The organism is Streptomyces sp. NPDC047706, from assembly GCF_043204795.1.
Lineage (GTDB): Bacteria > Actinomycetota > Actinomycetes > Streptomycetales > Streptomycetaceae > Streptomyces.
The window spans coordinates 186,782-211,407 of the sequence record NZ_JBIDCW010000012.1; the positions used below are offsets into that span (position 1 = coordinate 186,782).

A 24,626-nucleotide genomic window follows, 5' to 3' on the forward strand; every position below is an offset into this window, starting at 1 on the left:
GACGCACAGTACGATGATCCGACCCTCGGTGTGTCGGGGGTCGGAGACTGAGGAGATGCGTGCCCGTGCCTGCCCGACGGCTTCCCTCCTGGGCCTGGGTGTCCGGCCTGACCGCGGGGGCGATCGCGGCGGTCGTCGTGCTGGCCGTGCAGGCCGGACAGGGGCAACGCCCCACGGCCGCGGCGACCCGGCCCAGCCCCTCGGCGTCCGTCAGCGCCAAGCCCGAGCCGAGCAGGCCGGCCCCGCCCGGCGTGCCCGACGGCTCCGGGACCGGGCGGCGGATCGTCTACGCGCTGGGGGAGAGGCGGGTGTGGCTGGTCGACGCCAGTGACAGCCCCCGCCGCACCTTCACGGTGTGGCCCGGCACGGTCGACCCCGACCCCGGCACGTACACGGTGGGCACCCGCACCGACGCCACCACCGGCTCGGACGGCGTGGAGATCGAGCACATCGTCTACTTCGCCGCCAAGTCCGGCGTCAGCATCGCCTTCTCCGCCGCGGTGGACGGCTCCTCGCCCCCGCCTGCCGCGTCCGGCGCGCAGACCGGTGGCATCCGCATGAAGTCGGCGGACAGTTCGGCGCTGTGGACGTTCGGGACGGCGGGGACGAAGGTCGCGGTCGTCAAGTAGCCGGTTCGGCCTGCCCGGTGGGCAGGTGGTTCACCAGCAGGACGACGCCGCTGACCAGGAAGATCCGGGTCGCCGCGTCCAGCCCGTTGAAGTCCTCCGACTGCCACATCGCGAACCACTCACCGCCGATCGCGAGGAACCCGGCGCCGAACAGCAGCATCACCATCAGCAGCCCGTACGTCGACACCCGCCGGGCCAGCGCCCGGGGGCCGCGCGCCCAGAGCCACGTACCGGCGATGAGGACGAGCGCGGCGACCGTCTCCCACACGATGATCGCGACGTACGCCGCGTCCTGCACGGCGGTGTCCGTGACGGCCCGCCACATCAGGTCCTCGTCCTTGAACGTGGTGTCCATGGCCAGGACATGCCGGACGAAGTCCTGGTTGGTGCCGAAGTCCGTGATGTTCCCGAAGGCGACGAGGGTGATGTACAGGGCCACGATGCCGGTGAGGACCGTGGCGGCCACGGGGAGGGTGCGTCTGGTGGTGCTCGAGGTGGTTGTGGACATGCCTATTCTCTACCAGCGTCGGGGCATGCCCACGCCCTCGGAGGGACCAAGGACCTCGACGAAGTCACTCCACGCGCGGTGCCCGAAAGTCAGCGGCGCGCGGTGCAGGTCCTTGCTGTCGCGGACGTGGATGGCGGGGCGGGATATCGCGACCTCGATGCAGTCGGGGCCGTCAGCGCTGCTGTAGCTGCTCTTGAACCACTTCAGCGGGGCGGTGGTCATGTCAGTTCTCCCAGCACTTTTTCGATGAAGGAAAGCGACTCCCGAGGGGAGAGAGCCTGCGCCCGGATCATGCCATAGCGCATCTCCAGGACCTGGACTTCCCGGGGGTCACTGATCACTCGGCTGTGCAGCTGGACCTCCAAATGCCCTACGGACTTGCCGTCCTGCAGCTTCAGCAGCCGGAACGGCCCGCTCAAGCCCGAGTGTTCCTCAAGGCCCGTGGGCATCACCTGGATCGACACGTGGCGCAACTGGCCCATGTGCAAGAGGTGTTCGAGCTGGCGACGCAGCACCATTGTGCCCCCGGTCGGCCGACGCAGTGTCACCTCTTCCTGGACAAAGGTCACCAGCGGCCGGGGTGTCCGCTCGAAGATGTCCTTCCGCGCCATGCGTGCGGCGAGATGACGCTCGATCTCGTCCTCCGTGTAGGCGGGCCGCCGCAGTTCGTACACCGCCTGTGCGTATTCCGGGGTCTGCAGGAGGCCGTGGATGTGCTGGGTCGTGTACGCGCCAAGCTCGACGGCCTGAGCCTCCAGCTTGGTCAGGTCGCGGACGTTCTTCGGATACCGAGCCTTCTCCACATCCTCCTTCATCGCGGAGAGCTTGCCCTCCGCCCCCAGCACCTCATCGGCCCCGTCCAGGAAGTCCGGCTTCGGAATCCTCCGTGCCCGCTCCACGGACGACACCATCTCCTCGCCGTACCCGATGGCGGCCCCGAACTCCGCCTGGGTCATCCCCGCGGCCTCGCGCCACACCTTGATCTGCCTGCCGACCGCCCTGACGACGGCCGCGGCCTCCTCGTCCTCCACGCGTCCTTCCCTCTCTCTGCACGGGCCGCAAGACCCGGCTCAGCACCCGACAGAGTAGGAGCGGGTGACCACGCTGGGTGACATGAGCCGGAAAGCGCGCCCTTCGCGGCGCAATGTGACGCGGTACGGCTGACAAGCGAGCAATCGCGACCACTTCCAGCAGACCCCGCATAGCGATCCGCCCCCTGAACCGATCGATCCCCGTCGCATACAGTGCTGAGCTGTCGTGCGTACGGACGGTGCCGTGGGGAGGTCTGGTGGATGCGACAGCGGGTGCCGTCTGGGGCCGCACAGAGCAGCAGGACTTCCGCAGCCGGGTGCGCGGAACGCTGCTCGGCGCCGCCGTCGGGGACGCGCTGGGCGCGCCCGTCGACGGGCTGGACATGGACGGCATCCGGGCGGCGCACGGCCCGGACGGCGTCGTGGACCTCGCCCCGGCCCACGGCAGGCGCGGCGCCGTCACCCACCTCACCCAGCTCACCCTCTTCTCCGTCGACGGGCTGATCCGCGCCCAGGTCCGCCGCGACACCGGCGCCTGGCATCCGCCGACCGACCTGCACCGGGCGTATCTGCGCTGGGCCGCCACCCAGCGCGACTGGGGCCCCGACGAGCGCCGCAAGGACGACGGGTGGCTGGCCCGCGAGGAGTGGCTGTACGCCCGCCGGGACCCCGCCCGCACCCTGCTGCTCGGACTCGGCGACGAGATCATGGGCACGCTGGAGGCGCCCAAGAACCCCGGTGAGGCCGGTCCCGAGGCCGCCGCACGCTCCGCGCCGTTCGGGCTGCTCGTCGGCTGGGAGCCGCAACTTGTCGTCCAGCTGGCCGTGGAGTGCGCCGCGCAGACCCACGGCCACCCCATCGGCTACCTCGCGGCGGGAGCGTACGCCGTGATCGTGCACACGCTGGCGCGCGGCGAGAGCGTGGACGGCGCGGTGCAACGGGCGCTCGCGTTGCTGGCCGCCCGGCCCGGCCACCAGCCGGTCTCCGCCGCCCTTCAGCAGGCCCTGGGCGCCGTACGGCAGGGAATCCCGACGCCGGACCGGGTCGCCGACCTGGCCGGTGCCGGCACCGCGGACCGGGTCGTCGCCGCCGCCGTCTACTGCGCCCTGGTCGGCGAGGACGTACGGCACGGCCTGCGTCTGGCCGCCAACCACGACGGACCCTCCGCCGCGACCGCCGCCCTCACCGGCGGCCTCCTCGGGGCCCTGCACGGCGAGACCGCCCTGCCCCCGGCATGGCTGGCCGAGCTGGAGGGCCGGCCCACGATCCTCGAACTGGCCGACGACTTCGCCATGGAGATGACCCAGGGCCCGGCCCTGCACACCCCGGCCGCCGCGTCCCCGGCATGGCTGGCGCGTTATCCCCGCGTCTGAGCCCCACCCAGGGCCACGCAAATGGTGGGAGTGACGGGGCGCGCGTCGCATGCTCAACCACCGAGCCCGTTCAGGCCGACGGGCGGCCGCCCCCAGTGGCCGGCCGCCCGTCCGTTCCGGGACTGCTACTCCTTGGCCGGCGTCGCCCCCACGACACCGTCCGCCGCCCCGGCCTGCGCGGGTACGGCCGCCGCCGCCCCGTCGCCGTCGGTGTTGATCCGCTCGATGACCGCCAGCCGTTCCGGTGTGTCCTCCGGCTTCACGTGGCCGATGAGGACGTACAGGACCAGCGACACCGCCAGCGGGATCGACACCTGGTACTGGAGCGGCACACCGCCCTCGACGTTCCAGTTGATCGGGTAGTTGACCAGCCAGAAGGCCAGCAGTCCCGCCGCCCAGCTGGTGAGCGCCGCCGTCGGCCCGGACCGGCGGAAGTGGCGCAGCAGGCCCAGCATCATCGGGATCGCGATCGGCCCCATCAGTCCGGCCACCCACTTGATGACCACGGTGATGATGTCCTTGAACGTCGGCGAGTTCACCTGTGTCGCCACCGCCATGGACAGGGCGAGGAAGACGACGGTCGTCAGCCGCGCGCTGATCAGCCCGGACCGCTCCGACCAGGACCGCGCCTTCGCCGACAGCACCGGTGCCACGTCCCGGGTGAACACGGCGGCGATCGCGTTCGCGTCCGAGGAGCACATGGCCATGGTGTGCGAGAAGAAGCCGACGATCACCAGGCCCAGCAGGCCGTGCGGCAGCAGCTGTTCGGTCATCAGGGCGTACGAGTCGGATCCGTCCGGCTTCTGGGCGTCGACCAGCAGCGGCGACATCCACATGGGGAAGAACAGCACCAGCGGCCAGACCAGCCACAGGATGGCCGAGAGCCGCGCCGACCGTTCGGCCTCCTTGGCGTTGGGGGTCGCCATGTAGCGCTGGGCCTGGTTGAGCATGCCGCCGTTGTACTCGAACAGCTTGATGAACAGGAACGCCAGCAGGAACACGGTGCCGTACGGCCCCACCAGCGGCTTCTCGTGGCCGTCCAGCTCGGGCCGGTCCCAGACGCCGAAGATGCCGCCGTGGTCGCCGAGTTCGACGAGCACCGCGAAGAACATCGCGAGCCCGGCGAGCAACTGGATGACGAACTGCCCGAGTTCGGTCAGCGCGTCCGCCCACAGACCGCCGATCGTGCAGTAGATGCCGGTGACGACACCGGTGATGAGGATGCCCTGGTTCAGGGAGACGCCGGTGAAGACCGACAGCAGGGTCGCGATCGCGGCCCACTTGGCGCCCACGTCCACGATCTTCAGCAGCATCCCGGACCAGGCGAGCGCCTGCTGGGTCTTCAGGTCGTAGCGGTTCTTCAGGTACTCCAGCGGGGAGGCCACATGGAGCCGGGAGCGCAGCCGGTTGATCCGGGGGGCGAACAGTTTCGAGCCGATGGCGATGCCCAGCGCGATGGGGAAGGACCAGGTCACGAACGACGTGACCCCGTAGGTGTAGGCGATCCCCGCGTACCCGGTGAACATCACCGCGCTGTATCCCGACATGTGGTGCGAGATGCCGGACAGCCACCAGGGCATCTTGCCGCCGGCGGTGAAGAAGTCGCTGACGTTGTCGACGCGCTTGTGCGACCACACGCCGATCGCGACCATCACGCCGAAGTAGCCGATGAGCACGGCCCAGTCGAGACTGTTCATGTGTCAACCTTCCGGGGTCCGCCTGGTGAACGGCCCGCTCATCGTGGGTGTGTCGACGCGGGCACGACAAGCAAGTGGAAGGTCAAGAGCACGCAAAGAAGTTCTGCAAGATGACTTGAGTTCATCTACATGAACAGACGTGAAGGGCTCAACGCATCAACTCCCCCGCGTTGACCAGCAACGACTGCCCCGTGACGGCCCGCGCCCGGTCCGAGGCCAGGAACACCACCGCGTCCGCCACGTCCGCGTCCGTGGCCAGCTCCGGCAGCGCCATCCGCTCGGTCAGACGGTCCAGCACCTCCTCCTCGGGCACCCCCTCGGTGTGTGCCGTGAACCGCACGTACGCCTGCGGGCCTCGTCCTCCAGGTCGTCGACGCCGCGTCGCCCCAGCGGCGCGCCGACCTGCTGGAGTGGCTGCGCACCCGCCACCTCCCGCAGCGGCTGAAGGGCTCCCCGGCCGCCCTGGTCACCGTCTTCCGCCCGGTCCCCCTGCCCGGCGAGCGCATGACCTACGTCAAACAGGTCGAGGGCGTCGGCACCCGGCTGACCCTGCTGTGGTTCCTGGAGACGGACCCGGGGGACTGCTGGGACGAGCACTTCACGGACCTCGGAGCACCCCGCGAACTGGGCCGCACGGAACTGGTCGCCCCCTTCGTCCCCACCGTGCCGGGAACGGACCGGTACGTCGACCGGCTCCGCTGATCACCTCAGCTCCTCCGGACACGGCGTCCCCCGGGGCAGCTCGTAGGGCGACGCCAGCCGGTACGTCCCCGCGCGGGGCGCCAGCAGCACCGTCCACCTGTCGCCCTCGGCGTCCTCCTCGGTCTCCATCAGGCAGCCGTTCAGGTTGCGGTACGTCTTCGGCGTGCCCTCCGGCCGTTCCCTGGAGGCGTCCGTCTCCTGCGGCGGCTCGACCCCGTCACCCTCGGCGTCGACCAGTTTCAGCCACGGCGAGTACGGCACCCGGACCAGCACCCGGCCCGGCCGGCTCACCCGCAGGGTCATCTCCCCCTGCTCGGCGCGCTCGACGGTGGCCGGCGGATCGGCGAGCGGAGCCGGGTCCGTCACCCGGAACAACTGCCAGTTCGCGTCCCCCCACACCTGCGTCAGATACGGCAGCCCGCGCTGCACCAGTTCCCGCTCCCGCTCCCCGCCGTCCCCGTCCGGCTCGTCCTTGGGCAGCACGACGTAGTGCACCGCCCAGCGCTTGAGCCAGTCGTGGTAGTTGGCCGAGTTGAGGGTGTCGTCGTAGAAGAGCGGGTTGCGCTCCATGTCGGCCTGCCGGTTCCAGCCCCGGGCGAGGTTGACGTAGGGGGCGAGCGCGGAGGCCTCGCGATGGGAGCGGGCCGGGACCACCTCGACGCGGCCCTTCCCGGCGCCCACCTCCTGCAACTCGTTGACCAGCGGGGCCAGCTCCCGCGCCCAGGAGGCCCGCGGCGTCGTGTTGACGACGTCGTCCACCGACTTGTAGCCGATCCAGGCGACGAACCCGACGAAGGCGGCCACGATCGCGTACCACTTGCGCGAGCGCGGCACCGCGAACGGCAGCGCGGCCAGCAGCGCCACGCCCGCGAACAGCATCGACAGACGGGTGATGTTCGACCCGATCTGCGAGCTGATCAGCCACACCAGCAGCACCGACAGGCCGTACACGGCGGAGGTGATGCGTACCGTCGTCCAGTCCCGCGGGACCAGCAGCAGGACGAGGACCGCGTAGACCACCGGCAGCAGGGCCGACCCGAAGGACATCGGCTGGGTGCCGGAGAACGGGAACGCCCACGCCGACACCGCCACCACCGCCGCCGGCGCCAGACCCAGCGCCCACGCGCCCGGCCGCCGCTTCTGAAGGAACATCGCGACCGCGACCAGACCCACGAACAGCCCGGCGACCGGCGAGGACATCGTGGCGAGAGCGGCGAGCGGCGCCGCGCACAGGGCCTTCGCCCAGCGCTTGTGACGCCAGCGGTACGGCCAGCAGAACACCACCGCGACCGCGCCCAGCGCGAACAGCGTGCCGAGCCCGAACGTCACCCGCCCCGACACCGCGTTGCACAGCAGACCGAACACCCCCGCGAGCCCGGCCCACAGCGGCTGCCGCACCACCCGGCTGCGCATCAGGATCAGCGTCAGCAGCCCCGCGGAGAGCGTCCCCGCGATCATCATCGTCGTCCGCACACCGAGCAGCGACATCAGATACGGCGACACCACGCTGTACGAGACCGGGTGCATCCCGCCGTACCAGGCGAGGTTGTACGCCGAGTCCGGGTGCCGGCCCACGAACTCGGCCCAGGCGTCCTGCGCCGCGAGGTCCCCGCCACTGTTCGCGAAGGTGAAGAACCAGATGACGTGGAGCACCCCCGCCACGGCGGTGGTGAGGAGCGCGGGATGCCGCGCCGACCGCCTCAGCCGCTCACCTACGCCCACGCCTCCCGGCCGGTGCGGCGAGCCACCCGCCGGCCCGGCGGGCACGCGTATTCGCGGTCCGGTCCCCGGACCCGGACCGGTGTCGTCGGTGCGTGTCGGCTCCGCAGTGGCCACCCGTGGCGCTCCCCGTGTCCCGTCTTCCGTTCGCCGGCGCATACCCCGTTTCCCGGCCGTTCCCGGCCCCGTGACGGGGCGTTTCCGCTCCCGTCCCCACGCGTGGCTACCCTGTCCCGTTTCGCGACGCTAGCACGCACCCCGCCGACGGGGCCCGGGGAGGGCGCCGTGGACGGGGTGCGAGGGAGGGTGAAGGGCCGCCCGGGTCAGAAGACGCGGGTCAGCTTGTCCGTGAAGGCCGGTTCGGCGAGGTCCGACTGGAGCGCCACAGGCACCTCGACGGCGCCGCCGCTGCCGTCGCCCACGGTGAGCGTGCCGACCTTGGTCCCGGCCTTCGCGGTGTGCGGCACCTCGCCGGCGGTGAACGACAGCTGCACCTCGTGACCGGCCCAGCCGACCGCCGTGACGTCCTGCGTGACGACGACCGGCGTCCGGCCGCCGAGCCGGTCGTCGACGTAGCCGACGACATCGCCCTTCTTCAGGATCTTCGCCGAGGCCAGGGCGTCCTGCGCGGCGAGCATCGCGGTCTTGCTGACCTCGTTGACGGTCTCGATGATGGGCGCCTTGTGCTGCCCGAGGATCGCGCCGACCACGGTCACCGTCTCACCGCCGACCTCCTTGCGGGAGGCGAAGAGGAGGTTGCCGCCGGCCGCGGTGGTGGTGCCCGTCTTGATGCCGATGCCGCCGTCGTACGGGACCAGTTTGTTGTAGTTGTACCACTTCTGTCCGGACGGATCGATCCACTCGCCCATCGCCGTGATCTCCATCAGGGCCCGGTCCTGCACCAGCTCGTTGCCGAGCTTCACCTGGTCCTCGGCGGTGGAGACCGTGCTCTCCTTCAGGCCCGAGGCGTCGGTGTACGTGGTGTTCTCCATGCCCAGCTCCTCGGCGGCCTCGTTCATCTTCTTGATGAACGCCGCCTCCGTGCCGGAGTCCCAACGCGCCAGCAGCCGCGCGATGTTGTTGGCGGACGGGATCATGATGGCGGACAGCGCCTGGCGCAGGGTGATCTGGTCGCCCTCCTTGACGGTGTTGAGCGTGGACTCACCGTCCAGGTTGTAGCCGCCCTCCTTCTCGGCGAGCGCGTCGACCGGGATCTTCGGACCCTCCTCGCCGGACTTCAGAGGGTGCTTCTTCAGTACGACGTACGCCGTCATCGCCTTGGCGACCGAGCCGATGGCCACCGGCTTCTGCTCGCCGAAGTTCCCCATCGTGCCGATGCCGTTGACGTCCATCCAGCCCTGGCCCTCACCGGGCCACGGCAGGCCGGCGCCGTCGCCCTCGAAGCTGTACGACTCCTCGGCCGTGAGCTCCAGCGTCGGCGTCGGCAGCGGCCGTACCGCCTGCGCGATCGCAAACACGACCACCAGCAGCAGGACCAGCGGCGTCCAGATCTTCACCCGTCGCACCGCCGTCCGCAGCGGAGTCTCCGGCGGCGGCGGGGTGTTGGTCAGCTCGGCCAGCAGATCCAGCGGCGGCTTCGGCGGCAACGGCTGCTGCGTCGTCCGCTCCGGCCCGACCTGCGGGACGACGGCGGTCTGGCCGGCGGGCGCCTTCGGCTTGTCCGAGGACACCTTGGGCGGCGCGGTCGTCGCGTCCGCGGCCGGCGGGGGCTTGCGCGTCGACGGGTCGTCCAAGGGCTTGAGCGCGACGAACTTGCTGGTGCGCTCGGCATCCGGCTCCGGGGCCGGAGCGGGATTCCTGGCATCCCCCAGCTTCAGCATCGTGGTCGGCTGGTCGACGGCGGGCTTCACGGCCCGGAAGACGGCGGTGGGCTGGTCCACCGGAGGCGCGCCGTCCTCGGGGGCGGCTGCGGGGGAGGACTTGGCGGCGGGGGCCTTCCTGGCGTCCTCGGTTCCGCCCGGGTCCTTCTCGGCGGCGGGTTCGGCGGCGGGTTCGGCGGTGGGGCCGGGGGCGGGTTCGGGGGAGGGTCCGGTGGTGGTCCCGGTGGCGGGTCCGGTGGCGGGTCCGCCCGTGGTGCGGGTGCCGGACGCGGGCCTGGGCCCGGCGTCCGGCGACGGCTCGGTCTCGCGTGCGGGCTCGGCGTCGGCGGGGGAGTCGTCCTGCGCGCCGTCCCGGGTGCGCTCGGCGGCGCCGGGGGTGTCCCGGGCGTCCTCCTGGGCGCCGGGCTCCGCGTCCCCGGTGTCGTGCTGGGCGTCCTGGGCGCTGTCGTTCGCGTCCTCGGCGCCGGCCTCGGTCCCGGTGCCCTCCTGCCCGGCACCGGCGGAGTCCGAGTCGGAGTCGGTGTCGGAGTCGGCTTCGGTGTCGGCTTCGGCGTCCTCGGGCTCCTCGCCCCGATCCTCGGCCCGCCCGCCCCGAGCCTCGGCCTCCTCGGCGGAGCCGTCCTCGTCGGCGCCCTCCTGGCCGGACCCGGACGTCACCCAGGCCGCCACGGCAGCCCGAAGCCGTTCGTCGCCCGCGGTGCCGGCCCCGTCGCCGCCCTCGGTCCCGTCCCGCTCCTCACGGCGCGCGGGATCCTCCGAAGCCGCCTGCCGGGCAGACTCCGCCGGCGTCGGCCCGGAAGCCTCCTCGGGGCGCTCCTCGGCGTCCTCGGACCGCTCCTTGACCGAGAGCACCCGCGTCGCCGTGTCCGGGCGCCCGCTCTCGGACTCCCGTGCCACGGCGAGCCGCGGGTCACGGGCGGAGGCGGCGCTCCGGGCCTCGGGAACCGGACTCGCGCTCCCCGACGTCGGTTCTGCCGACGACTCGCGCTGCTTCGAACTGTCGGGGGACTCGCCCGCCACCGATGCCTCCTCCATGCGCCGCACGCCTCCGTGCGCGTACCGAACCGTGAACCGCTGTCCGGACGACCGCCCCCACAGCACTGCCCGAAGCGCTGTCCGAACCATGTACCAGTGTCCTGTGTGCGGACCTGACCGAAGCTGAAGACGAGAACGACATACCTACTGGTTCCCTTACAAACAGGTCACGCACCCTCGACAGACCAATGTGAGAGGGGTCACCCTGTCATTCATCCACGCGGGGAGGCATGGATGGGCAGGAGCCGCAGAACACTTCCGGAGGAGCTTCTGCTGCTGGCACTGGACCCGGCCACGGGTACCACTGCACAGCCGCAGTCGCTCGACCTCGGTCTGGCCGGAGCACAGCTAGTGGAGCTGGCGCTGGCCGGACGGATAGCCCCAGACGGGGATCGTATCGCCGTGGTGGTGCCACGGCCGACAGGAGATCCGACACTGGATTGCGCGTTGGAGTTGCTGCGCAGGCGCGGCGCCCCCGTACGGGCGGTCCACTGGATCGGCGGGCCACGACTGGGGCTCCGCCAGACCTACCTTTCGCATCTGGAGCGGTGCGGCATGGTGCACGCCGTGGCCGGCCAGATGTGCGGGGTGTTGCCGACGACTCGCTACCAGGCGACGGACAACGCCATCAGCCGGGAGATCAGGGCCCGGCTGGACTCGGCGATCCGCACCGGCGTACCGCCGGACCCGCGGACCGCGGCGCTCGCCGCACTGGCCCACGCGGTCGGCCTCGGCAAGCACCTGTATCCGGGCAACGAGGGACGCTCGTCCCGCTCCCGGCTGCGGGACCTGATCAGGCACGACCCGATGGGCGGCCTCGTGGCGCACGCCGTGATGGACGTCCAGAACGGCGTGGGGGCCCAGCCGCGCCGCAGCCCGGCCCCGGCAGGCCGGCAGGCCGCCCCGGGAGCCAGGCCCGCGGAACCGGCGCGGGGTGGCGTCCCGGCACAGCCGCACCGCGGCACGATGGCACGCGCCGTGGCCCACTGAGCCGCAGTTCCACGGCAGCGCACCAGCACGCCGCACCACCAGGCACCGCACCACGCACGCACCACGGGCATGACGCGCCGTACGCGCACCAGGTACCACCACGCACCACCGGGCATCACCACGCACCGTCAGCGCCGCAGTCGAGTCCCCAGGACCGGGTTCGGGAGCCGCAGCGGTACGCGCGGGGCGGACGGGAGCCGTCGTCGGGACGACGCGCGGTCCCGGCCGCCCCGCGCGTCCGCGTGCCCGGCCGCCCCGCGCGTGCCCGGGTGTCCGCGAGGTGGCGCGGACGGGCGTCCGCGGACTTGGTCCACCCGTCGTGCGAACCGGCGTACCGCCGCGTTCCTGCCGCATATCCGCTGTTTCCCAGCGGTAAGCAGGCCCTTGGTGGCAGTCTGCTCAGCAGCAGATACGCATAGTTGCAAGTTTCGAGGCACGCAGCCGGAGGTGCACGTCCCGTGGCGTCCAATGTCAATCCCACCGTCAGGCGGCGCCGGCTCGGCCAGGAGCTGCGCAGGCTCCGCGAACTCAAGGGCATGACGGCGGAGGAGGTCGCGGAGCGGCTGCTGGTGTCCCAGTCGAAGATCAGCCGCCTGGAGAACGGCCGGCGCAGCATCAGCCAGCGCGACGTGCGCGACCTGTGCGGTGTCTACGAGGTGGAGGACCACCGGATCGTCGACTCGCTGATGCAGATGGCCAAGGACTCGCGCCAGCAGGGCTGGTGGCACTCCTTCGGAGACATCCCGTACAGCGTCTACATCGGCCTGGAGACGGACGCGGCGAGCCTGCGGGTGTACGACCCCCAGGTCGTGCCCGGCCTGCTCCAGACCCGCCAGTACGCCGAGGCGCTGATCCAGGGCGCCCTGCCGGAGGCGACGCCGACCGACATCGACAAACGCGTGCAGGTGCGGCTGCGCCGGCAGGAACGTATTGCCGCCGCGGAGAACCCGCTGCGGCTGTGGGCGGTGCTCGACGAGGCGGCCGTACGCCGCGAGGTGGGCAACAAACAGGTGATGATCGACCAGCTGGAACATCTGCTGGAGATGTCCCAGCTGCCGCACGTCACCGTGCAGTTGATCCCGTTCCAGATGGGCGCGCACCCCGGGGTGAGCGGCCAGTACGCGATCCTGGAGTTCCCGGACGCCGCGGACTCCAGCGTGGTCTACATCGAGGGCGTCACGAGCGACCTCTACCTGGAGAAGCCGCAGGACGTGCAGAAGTACAGCGTGATGTACGAGCACTTGCGGGCACAGGCCCTCAATGTGGACCAATCACGCGAATTCCTCTCGGACGTGGCGAAGAGCTACGCCCGCTGAGCCCCCCCGCCCATGCGGCGCGGAAAGATACACCGTCGCTGGGCCTATGCGGAAGACCTGGCTGGAATATGCCAGCCGGTCGAGTGAATAGTCGCTCCGCGCGCCGATGTTGGCGAGTAGCGTCGATCACGCCATCGAGCAAGAACGTTGGCGCAATCACAGCAACTCAGCAACTGCTTACCGGAGCGAAAATGGCAATCAAGCAGGGTGCGACGGACATGTGGGTCAAGTCCTCCTACTCCCAGGGCAACGGCGCGTGCGTCGAGATCAAGTCCCCCGTCCTGGCCGCAATCTCCGTCCGGGACTCCAAGGTGACCGAGGGCCCCGTCCTCGCGTTCCCCGCGACCGCATGGAGCGTCTTCGTGGCCTCGGTCAAGGCGTAAGGAGAGGACCTCCCTGACGTCGCGACAACTACACAGCAGGACCCCAAGAGCCCTCTCGACCAGTTCGCCGTCCTAGCCGAGAGGGCTCGGTGCTGCCCCGTCCGCTCCCCGTCACCGCACGCCCGGCGCCTCCACGACGGGGAACGCCACGTCACACACCGGGTCCTCGGCACCGGCCGCCGCCCAGTCCGCGAAGTACACCTCCCGGCAGGGCCCGTCGTACGACAGCCCCTGCGCCTTCACCCACTCCTCCACTGCCTCGAAAGCGGCCAGGATCTGCGGATGCGCCACCTGCGCCTTGGTGATCCGGGTGTACGCCAGCCGCCGCGCCGGCTCCACCCGCACCCGCGCCTGACGGGCCCGCCCGGCCGCCTCGGCCCACGCCCGCGCCGCCGCCTCGTCGGCGACCGGCACACACGCCTCCACCGGCCCGTCGCTCTCCATCGACACCTCGGAGTGATAGACGACGAACGGCGCAGCGGCCACGCCGCCGCACTCCCCGGCCGCCTCCTCCAACCGCCCCAGCGACGCCCCGATCCAGGCCGGCAGCTCATCGGCCAGCGTGTGCCGGGACTCGGTGATCACCACCTGCCGCGGCACCTCGACCGTCTCGACCACGAACTTTCCGTACATCTCGGAACTCCTCCCCGACAACCGTCCACGGAGGTACTCGGCGAGCGTCCGCTGCCCCGCCACCCGCGCCTCGACGTCCGCCCAGTACGCGGCGAGCCGGTCGGCGGCCTCGGCCCCGCCGGCGTCGACCACCTCGGCGATCCGCGCGAGCGGCATGTCCAGTTGCCGCAGCAGCGCCACCAGCCGGGCCCGTTCCACCTGGTCCGCGCGGTAGTGGCGGTAGCCGGTGGCCTCGTCGACGTACGCCGGGGCCAGCAGCCCCAGGCGGTCGTACAGCCGCAGGGCCTTGGCCGACAGCCGGGCCCGCGCCGCGAACGCGCCGATGGTGAGCAGTTCCTCGTACTGGGAGTCGGTCACCACGTCATCCTCCGTCACCGGGCGCCTGCCGCCCGGTGACAGAAGACTGATGTCTGCCCCAGGGTCAGGGTCAACCGGCCAGCTGGGCCTCGACGGCCGCGACCACCTCGGCCGCCTCCGGCTCGGTCTGCGGCGAGAACCGGGCCACGACCGTGCCGTCCCGCCCGACCAGGAACTTCTCGAAGTTCCAGCGGATGTCACCGCTGTGGCCCTCGCCGTCGGCGAAGCCGGTCAGCCGCTCGTACAGCGGGTGCCGGCCCGCCCCGTTCACCTCGACCTTCTCGGTCATCGGGAAGGTCACGCCGTACGTCGCCGAGCAGAACTCGGCGATCTCGACGGAGCTGCCGGGCTCCTGCCCCATGAACTGGTTGCACGGCACGCCGAGCACGGTGAACCCACGGTCGGCGTACCGCTCGTGCAGCCGCTCCAGCCCGGCGTACTGCGGGGTCAGCCCGCACTTGGAGGCCACGTTCACGATGAGCACGGCCTGCCCGGCGTACTGGTCGAGGTCGGCGGCCCCGCCCTGGAGTGCGTCGATGTCGACGTCGAGAACTGATACCTGCGCGTCATTGGTCGTCATGGTGCGGATGCTACGTGCCGCCCCGCGGACCCGATGAGTACCTCCCCCGCCGCCGTCCGGGAGTACAGCACCGAGCGCCCCGCCCGGCGCCGCTCCACCAGTCCCGCGTCCAGCAGCACCCGCAGATGCCGTCCGGCCGACCCGAGCCCCTGCCCCGACACGGCGACGACATGGGTCGTACTCATCGGTGTCTCCAGCAGCACCAGCACCTCCGCCCGCGCCCGCCCCAGCAGCGCGCCGAGGGCGGCGGGCACGGCAGGCCGGCCGGGTCCGCCCGCGAGCACGCCCACGCACGGATAGACGACGGCGTACCGCTCCCGCAGCGGCTCCTCCCACGACACCCACCCGGTGTACGGCGTGACCGGCACGAGAAGCAGCTCCGCACCCGACAGCTCCCGCGGCGGATACTCGTGCTGATTCACCTGCAACCGGCTCTCCCCGAGCCACCGCGTCCGCCCCGGCCGCAGCGCGTCGAGGACGGCGGCCCACCCACCCCGGGTGACCTGTACGGTCCGCGCGACGACGTCAGCCTCCAGCAACCGGCGCCGACGCCCCCAGTACGGCCGTACGCCCTCCTCCCAGACGTACTCGACGAGCCGCGCGGCCCGCTCGGCGAGATCGTCCCGCTCCAGTCCCGCGGGGAGCGGGCCACCGAGGGACGTCCGCAGATGCGCGCGTACCGCCGCGGGCGGAGCCGCCCGCACCCGCGCGACCGCCTCCGCGAAGCTCTCGCCGTCCCACGGCGTCGGCGTCAGGAAGTCGGCGATCCACTCCCGGCCGAGCCCGGCGCGCACCAGCAGCGCGGTGACGGGGTCGGCCGCGAGCCGCGCCCGGTACGCCGGCAGGTGCGCGCGCAGCCAGGCCTGCTCACCGGGGTGCGCACCGGCACCCGAGTGCAGCAGCTTCAGGCTCGCGAAGGTCTCGGCGTAGGGCGAGAGGACGAAACGGCTGCGGGCGAGCGTGTCGGCACTGACCTGCCACCACCCCATGCCCACCCGCCCTTCCTTTCGCGTCCGCGCGAAACAATAACCACCGGCCGGAGGGCGACCGCAGACTCCGGCCATGCGCAGCTACCGCCGCCTGTTCCGCACACCGGAGTTCACCCCGCTCTTCCTCGCCTCCTCCGTCCACATCGCCGGCCAGACCATCGGCGGCCTCGCCCTCGGCACGCTGGTCTACGAGGCGACGCGCTCGCCCCTGCTCGCGGCGGTGAGCATGTTCGGCCCGTCGCTTGCGCAGGTGCTGGGCGCGACACTGTTCCTGTCCTGGGCGGACGGCCTGGCCCCGAGGCGCGCCCTCACGGCCGTCCCCCTGGCCTTCGCCACGGGCAATGCACTCCTCGCGCTCCCCGGGCTGCCGATCTGGTCGGTCCTCCTCGTCGTCCTGGCACAGGGCCTGATCGCGTCGCCGGGCGGGGGAGTGCGGTGGGGCCTGCTGGCCGAGATCCTCGCCAAGGACGGCTACCTCCTGGGCCGTTCGGCGTTCAACATGATGAGCGGTGTCACGCAGATCGCCGGCTACGCGACCGGCGGCGCCCTTCTGGCACTCCTCGGCTCGGCACGCGCGACGCTGCTCCTGTCGGCGCTGCTGTTCCTGTCGGCGGCGGCCACGACCCACCTGGGCCTGACGCCCCGCCCCCCACGCGCGGCGAGCCGCCCCTCGATCAAGGCAACGCGGCGCACCAACGCCCTCCTGTGGTCCTCCGCCCCCCGCCGCCGCCTCTACCTCGCCCTGTGGGTCCCCAACGGCCTGATCGTGGGCTGCGAGTCCCTGTACGTGTCGTACGCCCCGCGGTCCGCGGGCCTCCTCTTCGCCTGCGCGGCGCTGGGCATGCTGGTGGGCGACGTCCTGGTGGGCCGGCTCCTGACCCCCGCCCGCAGGCGGCACCTCGGCATCCCCCTCCTGCTGCTCCTGGCCACGCCGTACGGCTTCTTCCTCCTCGGCCCGCCACTCGCCCTGTCGGGCGTCCTGGTGACGGTGGCATCGGTGGGCTTCGGCGCGAGCCTGGTCCAGCAGGAACAGCTGATCGCCCGCACCCCCGCCGAACTGACCGGCCACGCCCTGGGGTTGCACTCCGCCGGGATGCTCACGATGCAGGGGGTGAGCGCGGCGGCGGCCGGGGTGGTCGCTCAGGTGACTTCGCCGGGGGTGGGGATGTCGGTGATGGCGGCAGGGTCGGTGATGGTCACCGGGTGGTTGGGGTGGGGGATGCGCAGGGAGCGGGCGGACCGGGACGGCCGCGGGCTCAGGACGGCGGCTGGAGAACCGAGTCGATGACGTAGATGGTGGCGTTCGCTGCCTTGATGTTGCCGCAGACGATGCTCGCCTCACCGTTGACCGTGAAGTCGCTGTCCGAGCCCGACGTGGTCAGCTCGCCGCCCTCCACCGTCGTGAAGGAGCCGTCGGAGAGTTCGTTCGGGGTGATCTCCTGGTCCACGACGTGGTACGTCAGCACCTTCTTCAGCTCCCCGGGATCGCTGAGGAGCGAGGCCAGCTGCGACGCGGTCACCTTCTGGAAGGCCTCGTCGTTGGGCGCGAAGACGGTGATCTCGGGCTTCCCGTCGAGTGTGCCGCTCAGCCCCGCCCTGACCGTGGCCGCGACCAGCTGGCTGAGCTCGGGGTACGCGGCGGCAGCCTGCACGACCTTGTCCCTGGCGGTGTCGGCCTTCTGGGAGAGCGCCTCACAGCCGGGTCCGAAGGTCCCCGTCGGGCTCGGTGAAGCGTCTTCTGCATGGCCCTGCGACGCGGCCGGACCCACGACCGCGAGCGGGATGGCGACCAGAGCGGCCGCGGCGGCCTTTGCTGTACGCGTGCGGATGAACCTCATCGCAACCTTCCTCCCGTGGAGGCGTGAACAACGCAGAGGTTGAGGTGTGGACCGCGGAAGACTTCGGTTCCGCGGGGCGGGGTGGGCGCCTGCTGCGCCACGGCCCTGGGGGGCATCGTCACCCGGCCACTCAGCGAGCGTATCCAGCGGGTGGCGGTGACCGCATCTCGAGACCGGGGCGGCGGCCTCCCGAACATTGCGCTCACTCGCAGGAGTTGCCTGTACAGGGCGGACGGGTCTCCTGCGGGATGCGTCCACCGGCTACGCGAGGGAGGATGGAGGCCGGGGAGGAGGAAGACGGGGACACGGGCACCCGGGGACAGCGGGGGACACGGGCGCACGGAAAGCACGGGCGCACGGAAAGCACGGGCGCACGGAAAGCACGGGCGCACGGAAAGCACGGGCGTACGGGAGACACGGACGTACGGAAAGCACGGGGGACGGGAGACACGGACGTACGGAAAGCACGGGCGTACGGGAGACACGGACGTACGGAAAGCACGGGGGACGGGAAACACGGACGTACGGGAACACGGGAGACACGCGGCCCGGGGTCCGGAGAACTCGCCTTCGACGTGTGGAGCGAAGTGATACAGCGATGTCCGAACCATCACAGAGCCACGCCCGGCGGCGTATCCCCGAAAGCGTGACCGCCGTAGCCCTCACGGCTGCACGGGCCGCCAGGCACGCGGCCCTGCACCCGAAGTCCACCATCGACCGCGCACGCCGTCTGCCGGACATCGTGCCCGCGCTGGGCCAGGCGGTGAAGCCGATTCTGACCGGGCGCATGGACGACTGGCATGGTGAGTACGCCTACACGCTCGGTGAGCAGGCGTTCGTCTACGGGTTCCCCTACATCTACAACGCCCGGCTGAGGCACGACTGGGTGACGCAGGCGCGGAGCCCCTCGACGGTTCCCTACGCGCCCGTCAACCATTTCTGGCACGCCGAGCAGTTGCTGGACGCGACCTACCGTGACGGCGGGTGCCCCAACAATGACACCCTGTACTCGGTGGCCTGGGTGAACCTCGGCAGCGAGCCGGTCATCCTCTCCCATCCGGACATGGGCGATCGCTACTTCACCTTCGAGCTGGTGGGGATCACGTCCGACAACTTCGGCTACGTCGGTCAGCGCACCACCGGCCCGGCAGCGGGCGACTTCGCCCTCGTCGGCCCGCAATGGCGCGGAGACCTGCCCGCTGGGACGCGTCGCCTGAGCGATGCCCCCAGCCCCTGGGTTCTCGTCCTCGGCCGTACGCTCGTCAACGGCCCGGACGACGTGCCACGGGTCCGGGAACTCCAGAAGCAGTACCGGCTCACCCCGCTCAGCCTGTTCGGCAAGCCGAACGCGAAGGTCCCCGAAAGCCGGGACGTCCTGACGCCGGTCCCCGCAGAAGAGGATCCCCTGGGGCCCTGGAAGACCCTGAACGCGATGCTGGCCGAGAACCCTCCGCCGTCCCATCACCACGTACTCCTCCAGCAGTTCGCCCAGATCGGCATCGGCCCCGGCCTCGACGTCGAGGTTCAGCCCGAAGCGGTCAGGCGAAGCCTGATCCGGGCGGCCGCCGTCGGCGAGGCCCTGCTCGAACGGCAGATGGCGAGCGGCGACTGGGCCCACCTCGTCCACGGCTGGCGCTACCCTCCCGCGCAGATGGGGCGCTTCGGCGACGACTTCCTCAAACGCGCCGCCGACCAGTCGCTGCTCGGCATCGCCGCCAACGACCCTGCCGAGGCGGTCTACCTGCTCAACTTCGACGACGCGGACGGCAACAAGCTGGCCTGCGAAGGCCGGTACGCACTGCACTTCCCCCGCGGCGCCCTGCCCCCCGTCGACGCCTTCTGGTCGCTGACCGCCTACGGGGAGGACAGGAATCTCATCCCCAACCGGGCCGACCGCTACTCGCTGGGCGACCGCAGCACCGGACTGCGGTGGGACGCGGACGGCGGACTCACCATCCACCTGCAGAGTCAGCCGCCCGACCAGGGCGAGGAGGCCAACTGGCTGCCCACCGCGCGGGAAGGCACCTGGTTCGTGGCCCTTCGCATGTACCGGCCTCGTCCGGAGGTGATCGACGCGAGCTGGGAGTGCCCTGCGCTGGCCCGCGTCGCCTGAGCCTGAACGGTCTCGGGGACGGCCGGCCGTCGGGCGCCGCATCGCGATCGCCCCGTCCCGCCTTGTGCTGCCCCGTCCAGGCTCGGCACCGGCGACTACCGGACAGAGGCACCGATGCGTGCCACACCGCCCGGCGTCGCTGACCTCAGCCGTGAAGTTCAGATGCCTTCTGGCCCGTGTCCCCGAACCGGTCGGCCGGGCCCGTGTCCCCGAACCGGTCGGCCGGGCCCGTGTCCCCGAACCGGTCGGCCGGGCCCGTGTCCCCGAACCGGTCGGCCGGGCCCGGCTCTACGCCGGAGACCGGTATCAACCCCGCTGGATCTCGTACCACTCGTCGACGTTGTTGAGCTTCAGCCTCACGTCGACCCACAGGATGTTGCCCTTGCCGACATAACTGGTGGGGCCGAAGCACCCGCGGGTGGCGCCGGGGCCGAGCGTCGTCGGGGCGCAGTCCTCGTTACCGCCAGGGATGTTGGTGAGGATCTCACCCTCGATGCTGACCTTCACGCTTGCCTTGTTCTGGACAACCAGGACCCCCTGTGCGTAGCCCCCTGCGTTGCGGACGATGCACCACTTGTAGTTGACGTTGTCCGACACCCGGTGGGACTTGTAGGGACTGCAGGACCACCACTCGTTGGTCGAGACCGTCTGCCACTTCTGCTCGTCGGCGCTCGCAGGTGCGGCGGCGAAGGCCAGGCTGCCGGCGATCGCCGCAGCGGTGACGATCAGACGCTTGACGCTCATCATCTCGGTTCCCCTTCCGAAACAAGAACTTCCGCTTCGTGGTCATGAAGCGGAAGGACACTGGCGGAAAAGCTCCGCCTCGCGTGCTCAAATGATCATAGGCCACAACGCCCGAGGGTCGGCTCCGGAACAGCCGCTGCTCCGGAACAGCCGCTGCTCCGGAGTCGCAGCGATCGCGCGGGGCTTCCCGGCCCCTTGTGTGCCGGACCCGTCTAGGCGAGGGTGCCGCCGAAGGCGTCATTCACCGACCTCTCCGGCGGTGATCTGCCGGCCGCGTGTGGTGTCGACGACGATGGGGACGCCGTCGGGAATGCTCCCCTTCAGGCTGCTGAGCAGACCTTCGATCGGGGGCAGGTCACTGGGGCTGCGCACATGGATGTACAGGGTCCGCGACTGCGCGTCGACGCTGGTGACCGCCGCGCCGGGGGTTTGACGGAGCCACTGCTCCGCGGCGCTCCTGGCCCGGACGGTCCAGGTGTTGAGCAGGACGGTGGCGACGGTGTTGGCGGCCAGAGGGAGCAGGACGGCCGTGAAGAGCAGCCCGAGCATGACATAGGCGCGGCGCGGTCCGCGGTGGTGGGCGCGCTGCTTCGCGGCATGGGTGTACCCGAGGAAGGCGAAGACGACCATGCCGGCGAAGACGAGGGCGAAGAGGTTGGACAGGAAGAGCACCAGCGCGCCCAGCGCCAGCCACCACGCCATCTGGCCGGCGCAGACGCCGGCGACCACGAGGGGCGGTACGAGGGAGATGGCGATGGCCACTCCGGGCAGGACGGCGGCCACGTCCTTGCGGGCCAGTGCCACGGCGCCGGCGAAGCCCGTGGCGAGGGCGGAGACCAGGTCCAGCAGCCCCGGGGAGGTCCGGCCGGCGACCTGGCTGTTCGTCAGCAGGTCGTAGGACTGCGGCACCACCAGTGAGGCCACCGCCCCGATGAGGATCACCAGGAGGCATCCGAGGGTCACGAAGGCGGCGGCGGTGGTGCGGCGGCGTTGTACGGCACCGAGGGCCATGCCCATGATGGGGGTGGAGAGCGGGGCGATGATCATCGCGCCGATGACGGTGGCCGTGGAGTCCGTCAGGATGCCGCCCGCGGCGATGACCGCGGACAGCGTGAGCATGGTCCAGAACGCCGACTGCTTCGACCGGCTGTCCCCCGACGAGAGATCGAGGTCTTGCTGGAGGTCGTCCAGGGAACGGCGCTGACGGTCCGGCAGGACCTTGGCACGGATGTGGCCGGGCATGTGCTCAGTATTGTGACCGGCGCGGTACCCGCCCGGCAGGAACACGGTTCGGTCGCCGTCACGACGGGTGCGTGGCGACGAGCCGACTCTCGTCCCACGTCGGCCCCGGCCTCAGGCCCACCGGTCCCCGTAGCCGGACCTGCGGTACGCCCTTCGGCCTTCACCCCGGCACGGGCCGCGTCCCTCGGCACCGTCGCCCCGCCCACGGCACGCGCCTCCGCACCGGCGGTGCTCCTGAGAACTGGAGAGTGAGTGCGCTCACCGTCCCGCTACTTCGCCGAGTACTACTGCGGCCGCACGATTCCACGAAACCTGCTGGGCCATCTCGTTGCGGAGTTCAGCCGCCTGCCGGCCGATTCGCGCCTGGACTCCCGGCGATCTCGGACGGGCAGATGCTCTTCCTGCTCCATCTGGTCCACAAGATGCGCGCACCCGAGGACGGCGGCGGCCGCGTCGGCATCATCATGAACGGCTCGCCGCTCTTCAGCGGCGACGCCGAATCCGATCCCTCCAACATCCGCAAGTGGCTACTGGAGAACGACCTCGTCGAGGCGATCGTCGGGTTGCCGACCAACATGTTCTTCAACACCGGCATTCCCACCTACATCTGGATCCTCGGCAACACCAAGCAGCCTGACCGCCAGGGCAAGGTCCAACTCATTGACGGCACGTTGTTCTGGACCAAGATGCGCAAGAGCCTTGGTTCGAAGAACCGCGAGATCAGCGACGATGACCGCGCCAAGATCGTGCAGTTGTACGCCGACTTCGAAGAGGCCGACCCCGACTTCTCCAAGTCTCTACGCAACGACGAGTTCGGCTACTGGACGATTACCGTTGAGCGACCCCAGCTGGATGACGACGGTAAACCGGTCACCGACCGCAAGGGCAAACCAAAGCCCGACACCAAGAAGCGCGACACCGAGAACGTGCCCTTCGCCTACGGCGGCTCCACCGCCGGCCCAGCAGGCAAACTCGACGTCATCCAGTCCTACTTCGACACCGAGGTAAAACCGCACGTCCCCGACGCCTGGATCGACTGGACAAAGATCAAGACCGGCTACGAAATCTCCTTCACCCGCCACTTCTACAAATGCGTCCCGCCCCGGCCGTTGGCCGAGATCGATGCGGATCTGGAGAAGCAGGTCGCGAAGATCCTCGACCTGCTGCGCGAGGTGGAGAAATGATTAAGGCGAACTGGCAGAACATTCCACTCAAGCGAATTGTCGGCTCTGTGCAAAGCGGAACCAGCGTGAACGGTGCCCCATGGCCGGCTCAAGACGATGAGCTAGGTGTACTTAAGACGAGCGCAGTTTACGGTGGAGTCTTCAGACCGGCAGAGAACAAACAGGTCGATAGCTACGACATTGATCGGGCATCCTGCCCGGTGCTGGCTGGCTCGCTGATCGTGAGCAGGATGAACACGAAGCAGCATTTGGGCGTTGCTGCCGCAGTGCTTCGAGACTACCCAAACCTCTACCTGCCAGACCGATTGTGGGCAGTGACCTTTCGTGGTGCCGACGCTCGCAGGAACGTGCCCAGCGTGGACGGGGCACGCACCCCGCCGAACAACCGGGCCAGCCCACCATGACGCAGCACGTCCAGGTCGTCGATGGTGTCCGCCCCGGCCGCCATCCCGCCCACGATGCTCATGGCCTTCGTCTCGGCGGCCGTCCCGGCACCATTCTTCGCGCCGGTCAGCTTCACCTTTTCGGCCACCAGAGCGGGCAGGCCGCACCGCTCGGCCAGCCGGATCGTGGGGACCAGCCCGGCATGTGCGATCAGGTCGGGGTCGTCGAAGGCGGCGAACAGCGTCGCCGGGCTGTGGGAGCCTTTCACTTACGAGGTGCCTTGCTGTGTGCGGCTGATGGAAGCTTAGGAACTCCCATTATCGCAGGTCAGCAGGCACCTCTTCCTTTCGCTCCGCCCAAAGACCGGCTATCGCGTGGTGGATCGAGGTTCAGGCATGTGGATTCAGGCGAGTTCCTGCGAGACATCAAATCCTGAAGGCGACTTATCTCGAACGATCCCCCAAATGGGTTCCCGTTTCACCGATTCAAGCCATTCGTCGAACGACGTATCGCCCTCACGGAACCACCAGGAGTTGTGACTTTGAAGCGATCGCAGGGCAGCATCGGCTTGGTATCTGTACTCTAGCTGAACCTGCGAATAACCTTCATGGTCGCCTTCGGCGTCAACGATTTCCATTTGACGCACAAAGCCCACCGTGAATGTAGGATCTGCGAACCAGTTCACTTCGCCATACTGGAAAAGGAAACCGTCGGAGTCGGCACCGGCAGGTACGTCGAACTCAATCCGCTCGAAGCGCTGGACAGCCGCGACAACTTCCTCGACAGTCGGAATCTCTCGACTCGATCCCACCCGGTCAACAATGTCTTGTACCACGCTTAGTGCTGAATCGATCGGTCGCCTCATCGCCCGTCTCCCTTACTCGCTTCAAAATCTCCACCACCTTGCCGTGGTGCGGTCGCAGAGGCACGGCCGCACCACGGCAAGGCTACAACTCATCTACGGCCAGTACCCGCCTTGCAACTGCCTTCGTATGTGGGCCAGCACGTCTCGGGCTTCACTGGCATTCCTCGCGCCGCCGACCATGTCATTGACGTAGGTGTAGTAGTCATTCGTATGAATTCGCGAATGAACCGATGCCCCTGTCGGGTTCGCCGACGCGGAGCCTCGCGGCAAGAAGACGCCGTTACTCGCATCGTTGATATCGATTCCGAACTTGGCGAGTCGTTGCCGCGCCGCTGCCGCCTTGGGAGAGGTACTGAGCTGTTCCCAGTAACCGTCGGCTACCGTCCGTGAGCACGAGGCGCGTCGCGCGATCCGCGGTATCCCCAAGTCCGGGCAGGCGTAAGGCCCCTGGTAGGAACGATCTTGCGACAGAA

The 24,626-nt window shown here is 70.0% G+C and carries 23 protein-coding genes and 2 pseudogenes; 9 read left to right on the plus strand and 16 right to left on the minus strand.

What is annotated here, in order from left to right:
- Nucleotides 1-59 precede the first annotated feature (59 nt).
- Nucleotides 60-629 (plus strand): hypothetical protein, encoded by a 570-nt coding sequence (locus tag ACGF8A_RS17120; protein ID WP_393108831.1) that lies wholly within the window; start codon nucleotides 60-62, stop codon nucleotides 627-629.
- Here ACGF8A_RS17120 and ACGF8A_RS17125 read toward each other — a convergent pair.
- The 3 genes from ACGF8A_RS17125 to ACGF8A_RS17135 are packed head-to-tail and all read right to left on the minus strand — an operon-like array spanning nucleotide 622 to nucleotide 2,168.
- Nucleotides 622-1,137, minus strand: coding sequence for a DUF2165 domain-containing protein (locus tag ACGF8A_RS17125; protein WP_393108833.1), 516 nt, complete (start codon nucleotides 1,135-1,137; stop codon nucleotides 622-624). The two genes, ACGF8A_RS17120 and ACGF8A_RS17125, sit on opposite strands and share 8 nt — an antisense overlap.
- 9 nt (nucleotides 1,138-1,146) lie before the next feature.
- Nucleotides 1,147-1,359 (minus strand): DUF397 domain-containing protein, encoded by a 213-nt coding sequence (locus ACGF8A_RS17130; RefSeq protein WP_393108835.1) that lies wholly within the window; start codon nucleotides 1,357-1,359, stop codon nucleotides 1,147-1,149.
- Nucleotides 1,356-2,168 carry a helix-turn-helix transcriptional regulator gene (locus tag ACGF8A_RS17135; protein WP_393108837.1) on the minus strand — a complete coding sequence of 271 codons (813 nt, stop codon included), beginning with the start codon at nucleotides 2,166-2,168 and terminating at the stop codon, nucleotides 1,356-1,358. The genes ACGF8A_RS17130 and ACGF8A_RS17135 overlap by 4 nt, the downstream gene beginning before the upstream one ends.
- A gap of 257 nt (nucleotides 2,169-2,425) precedes the next feature.
- Between ACGF8A_RS17135 and ACGF8A_RS17140 the strand changes: the two genes are divergently transcribed.
- Complete coding sequence (locus ACGF8A_RS17140) at nucleotides 2,426-3,541, plus strand: ADP-ribosylglycohydrolase family protein (protein WP_393108839.1); 1,116 nt, start codon at nucleotides 2,426-2,428, stop codon at nucleotides 3,539-3,541.
- A gap of 125 nt (nucleotides 3,542-3,666) precedes the next feature.
- Here ACGF8A_RS17140 and ACGF8A_RS17145 read toward each other — a convergent pair whose 3' ends face one another.
- Nucleotides 3,667-5,238 (minus strand): sodium:solute symporter family protein, encoded by a 1,572-nt coding sequence (locus ACGF8A_RS17145; RefSeq protein WP_393108841.1) that lies wholly within the window; start codon nucleotides 5,236-5,238, stop codon nucleotides 3,667-3,669.
- 148 nt (nucleotides 5,239-5,386) lie between these two features.
- A pseudogene (locus ACGF8A_RS17150) lies at nucleotides 5,387-5,587 on the minus strand (SDR family oxidoreductase); the annotation flags it as partial.
- Between ACGF8A_RS17150 and ACGF8A_RS17155 the strand changes: the two are divergent.
- Nucleotides 5,587-5,940: pseudogene (locus tag ACGF8A_RS17155) on the plus strand (hypothetical protein); the annotation flags it as partial. The pseudogenes ACGF8A_RS17150 and ACGF8A_RS17155 sit on opposite strands and share 1 nt — an antisense overlap.
- On the opposite strand, the gene ACGF8A_RS17160 reads toward ACGF8A_RS17155, so the two are convergent.
- Both ACGF8A_RS17160 and ACGF8A_RS17165 read right to left on the minus strand, forming a co-directional pair.
- A complete protein-coding gene (locus ACGF8A_RS17160) occupies nucleotides 5,941-7,776 on the minus strand; it encodes an MFS transporter (protein WP_393108843.1) in 1,836 nt (611 codons plus the stop codon).
- A 206-nt stretch (nucleotides 7,777-7,982) separates the two neighbouring features.
- Nucleotides 7,983-10,535, minus strand: a complete 2,553-nt coding sequence (locus tag ACGF8A_RS17165; protein WP_393108845.1) for a D-alanyl-D-alanine carboxypeptidase — start codon at nucleotides 10,533-10,535, stop codon at nucleotides 7,983-7,985.
- A 234-nt stretch (nucleotides 10,536-10,769) separates the two neighbouring features.
- Here ACGF8A_RS17165 and ACGF8A_RS17170 point away from each other — a divergent pair, with 234 nt between their 5' ends.
- The 3 genes from ACGF8A_RS17170 (at nucleotide 10,770) to ACGF8A_RS17180 (ending at nucleotide 13,224) form a co-directional block, all read left to right on the plus strand.
- Nucleotides 10,770-11,525 (plus strand): GPP34 family phosphoprotein, encoded by a 756-nt coding sequence (locus ACGF8A_RS17170; protein WP_393108847.1) that lies wholly within the window; start codon nucleotides 10,770-10,772, stop codon nucleotides 11,523-11,525.
- A 458-nt stretch (nucleotides 11,526-11,983) separates the two neighbouring features.
- Complete coding sequence (locus ACGF8A_RS17175; RefSeq protein ID WP_393108849.1) at nucleotides 11,984-12,841, plus strand: helix-turn-helix domain-containing protein; 858 nt, start codon at nucleotides 11,984-11,986, stop codon at nucleotides 12,839-12,841.
- 191 nt (nucleotides 12,842-13,032) lie between these two features.
- Nucleotides 13,033-13,224 carry a DUF397 domain-containing protein gene (locus tag ACGF8A_RS17180; protein WP_393108851.1) on the plus strand — a complete coding sequence of 64 codons (192 nt, stop codon included), beginning with the start codon at nucleotides 13,033-13,035 and terminating at the stop codon, nucleotides 13,222-13,224.
- 111 nt (nucleotides 13,225-13,335) lie between these two features.
- Here ACGF8A_RS17180 and ACGF8A_RS17185 read toward each other — a convergent pair whose 3' ends face one another.
- From ACGF8A_RS17185 to ACGF8A_RS17195, 3 genes are read right to left on the minus strand one after another with little or no spacing between them, the layout of a single operon-like run.
- Nucleotides 13,336-14,232: a MerR family transcriptional regulator gene (locus ACGF8A_RS17185; protein WP_393108853.1), complete on the minus strand. Its 897-nt coding sequence runs from the start codon at nucleotides 14,230-14,232 to the stop codon at nucleotides 13,336-13,338.
- A 52-nt stretch (nucleotides 14,233-14,284) separates the two neighbouring features.
- The gene (locus ACGF8A_RS17190) at nucleotides 14,285-14,794 is read right to left on the minus strand and encodes a glutathione peroxidase (RefSeq protein WP_393108855.1); all 510 of its coding nucleotides are present in this window, start codon (nucleotides 14,792-14,794) and stop codon (nucleotides 14,285-14,287) included.
- The gene (locus ACGF8A_RS17195) at nucleotides 14,791-15,783 is read right to left on the minus strand and encodes an ArsR/SmtB family transcription factor (protein WP_393108857.1); all 993 of its coding nucleotides are present in this window, start codon (nucleotides 15,781-15,783) and stop codon (nucleotides 14,791-14,793) included. Before ACGF8A_RS17195 ends, ACGF8A_RS17190 begins: the two co-directional genes overlap by 4 nt.
- A gap of 73 nt (nucleotides 15,784-15,856) precedes the next feature.
- Between ACGF8A_RS17195 and ACGF8A_RS17200 the strand changes: the two genes are divergently transcribed.
- A complete protein-coding gene (locus ACGF8A_RS17200) occupies nucleotides 15,857-17,071 on the plus strand; it encodes an MFS transporter (RefSeq protein WP_393108859.1) in 1,215 nt (404 codons plus the stop codon).
- Here the strand turns inward: ACGF8A_RS17200 and ACGF8A_RS17205 are convergent.
- Nucleotides 17,040-17,621, minus strand: a complete 582-nt coding sequence (locus tag ACGF8A_RS17205) for a fasciclin domain-containing protein (RefSeq protein WP_393108861.1) — start codon at nucleotides 17,619-17,621, stop codon at nucleotides 17,040-17,042. The genes ACGF8A_RS17200 and ACGF8A_RS17205 overlap by 32 nt on opposite strands.
- 646 nt (nucleotides 17,622-18,267) lie before the next feature.
- Here ACGF8A_RS17205 and ACGF8A_RS17210 point away from each other — a divergent pair.
- Complete coding sequence (locus ACGF8A_RS17210) at nucleotides 18,268-19,734, plus strand: DUF1254 domain-containing protein (protein WP_393108863.1); 1,467 nt, start codon at nucleotides 18,268-18,270, stop codon at nucleotides 19,732-19,734.
- 306 nt (nucleotides 19,735-20,040) lie between these two features.
- Here ACGF8A_RS17210 and ACGF8A_RS17215 read toward each other — a convergent pair whose 3' ends face one another.
- Complete coding sequence (locus ACGF8A_RS17215) at nucleotides 20,041-20,481, minus strand: hypothetical protein (protein WP_393108865.1); 441 nt, start codon at nucleotides 20,479-20,481, stop codon at nucleotides 20,041-20,043.
- 234 nt (nucleotides 20,482-20,715) lie between these two features.
- The gene (locus tag ACGF8A_RS17220) at nucleotides 20,716-21,720 is read right to left on the minus strand and encodes a DUF389 domain-containing protein (RefSeq protein WP_393108867.1); all 1,005 of its coding nucleotides are present in this window, start codon (nucleotides 21,718-21,720) and stop codon (nucleotides 20,716-20,718) included.
- A 248-nt stretch (nucleotides 21,721-21,968) separates the two neighbouring features.
- Here ACGF8A_RS17220 and ACGF8A_RS17225 point away from each other — a divergent pair, with 248 nt between their 5' ends.
- A complete protein-coding gene (locus ACGF8A_RS17225; RefSeq protein WP_393108869.1) occupies nucleotides 21,969-22,904 on the plus strand; it encodes a class I SAM-dependent DNA methyltransferase in 936 nt (311 codons plus the stop codon).
- A 289-nt stretch (nucleotides 22,905-23,193) separates the two neighbouring features.
- Here ACGF8A_RS17225 and ACGF8A_RS17230 read toward each other — a convergent pair whose 3' ends face one another.
- The 3 genes from ACGF8A_RS17230 to ACGF8A_RS17240 all read right to left on the minus strand — a co-directional run.
- Nucleotides 23,194-23,556: a hypothetical protein gene (locus tag ACGF8A_RS17230; protein WP_393108871.1), complete on the minus strand. Its 363-nt coding sequence runs from the start codon at nucleotides 23,554-23,556 to the stop codon at nucleotides 23,194-23,196.
- A 135-nt stretch (nucleotides 23,557-23,691) separates the two neighbouring features.
- On the minus strand, nucleotides 23,692-24,153 hold the full coding sequence (locus ACGF8A_RS17235; RefSeq protein WP_393108873.1) for a hypothetical protein: 462 nt from the start codon (nucleotides 24,151-24,153) through the stop codon (nucleotides 23,692-23,694).
- 93 nt (nucleotides 24,154-24,246) lie between these two features.
- The coding region (locus ACGF8A_RS17240; protein WP_393108875.1) for an AHH domain-containing protein at nucleotides 24,247-24,626 on the minus strand (380 nt) is incomplete at its 5' end.

What these genes read in the sequence shown, in the direction of transcription:
- ACGF8A_RS17145 (WP_393108841.1), bottom strand. Translation starts at nt 5,238, where the DNA reads ATGAACAGTCTCGACTGGGCCGTGCTCATCGGCTACTTCGGCGTGATG.
- ACGF8A_RS17125 (WP_393108833.1), bottom strand. Translation starts at nt 1,137, where the DNA reads ATGTCCACAACCACCTCGAGCACCACCAGACGCACCCTCCCCGTGGCC.
- ACGF8A_RS17180 (WP_393108851.1), top strand. Translation starts at nt 13,033, where the DNA reads ATGGCAATCAAGCAGGGTGCGACGGACATGTGGGTCAAGTCCTCCTAC.
- ACGF8A_RS17215 (WP_393108865.1), bottom strand. Translation starts at nt 20,481, where the DNA reads ATGATGAGCGTCAAGCGTCTGATCGTCACCGCTGCGGCGATCGCCGGC.
- ACGF8A_RS17220 (WP_393108867.1), bottom strand. Translation starts at nt 21,720, where the DNA reads ATGCCCGGCCACATCCGTGCCAAGGTCCTGCCGGACCGTCAGCGCCGT.
- ACGF8A_RS17205 (WP_393108861.1), bottom strand. Translation starts at nt 17,621, where the DNA reads ATGAGGTTCATCCGCACGCGTACAGCAAAGGCCGCCGCGGCCGCTCTG.
- ACGF8A_RS17130 (WP_393108835.1), bottom strand. Translation starts at nt 1,359, where the DNA reads ATGACCACCGCCCCGCTGAAGTGGTTCAAGAGCAGCTACAGCAGCGCT.
- ACGF8A_RS17195 (WP_393108857.1), bottom strand. Translation starts at nt 15,783, where the DNA reads ATGGGGTGGTGGCAGGTCAGTGCCGACACGCTCGCCCGCAGCCGTTTC.
- ACGF8A_RS17165 (WP_393108845.1), bottom strand. Translation starts at nt 10,535, where the DNA reads ATGGAGGAGGCATCGGTGGCGGGCGAGTCCCCCGACAGTTCGAAGCAG.
- ACGF8A_RS17235 (WP_393108873.1), bottom strand. Translation starts at nt 24,153, where the DNA reads ATGAGGCGACCGATCGATTCAGCACTAAGCGTGGTACAAGACATTGTT.
- ACGF8A_RS17190 (WP_393108855.1), bottom strand. Translation starts at nt 14,794, where the DNA reads ATGACGACCAATGACGCGCAGGTATCAGTTCTCGACGTCGACATCGAC.
- ACGF8A_RS17170 (WP_393108847.1), top strand. Translation starts at nt 10,770, where the DNA reads ATGGGCAGGAGCCGCAGAACACTTCCGGAGGAGCTTCTGCTGCTGGCA.
- ACGF8A_RS17200 (WP_393108859.1), top strand. Translation starts at nt 15,857, where the DNA reads ATGCGCAGCTACCGCCGCCTGTTCCGCACACCGGAGTTCACCCCGCTC.